Source organism: Pseudomonas sp. NPDC087639 (genome assembly GCF_044743385.1).
In the GTDB taxonomy this organism is placed as follows: Bacteria; Pseudomonadota; Gammaproteobacteria; order Pseudomonadales; family Pseudomonadaceae; genus Aquipseudomonas.
Genome location: NZ_JBIUWI010000103.1, coordinates 1 through 298 on the forward strand (window position 1 = coordinate 1; position 298 = coordinate 298).

1 protein-coding gene is annotated in these 298 nt (G+C 58.1%); it reads right to left on the reverse strand.

Going from position 1 to position 298, the window contains the following annotated elements; translation table 11 throughout:
• Positions 1-298 (reverse strand): CvpA family protein (locus ACIOVB_RS25795; RefSeq protein ID WP_401272080.1); only part of this gene is annotated, 298 nt, incomplete at both ends.

Consider the following 298-nt stretch of genomic DNA (forward strand, 5'->3'; position numbering starts at 1 on the left):
CGAAGGCCATGCCCAGGAATCGGTCGGTCCCGGACAACCCGGTGACGCGAACCAACTCGCCGATAAGATAATTGATCATTGCGCCCACGATCAGTGTGGCGACAAACATGATGGCACAGCCCGCGATCACGCGAGCCGATGGGGTTTCGATGTATCCGGCGAGGTACTCGGACAGTGAGCCACCGAACATCCAGGCGACGACTCCTGCGATGATCCAGGTCACCAGCGATAATGCTTCCTTGACGAAGCCGCGGCTCAAACTGATCAAAGCGGAGATGGCGATGATTGCAACGATCGC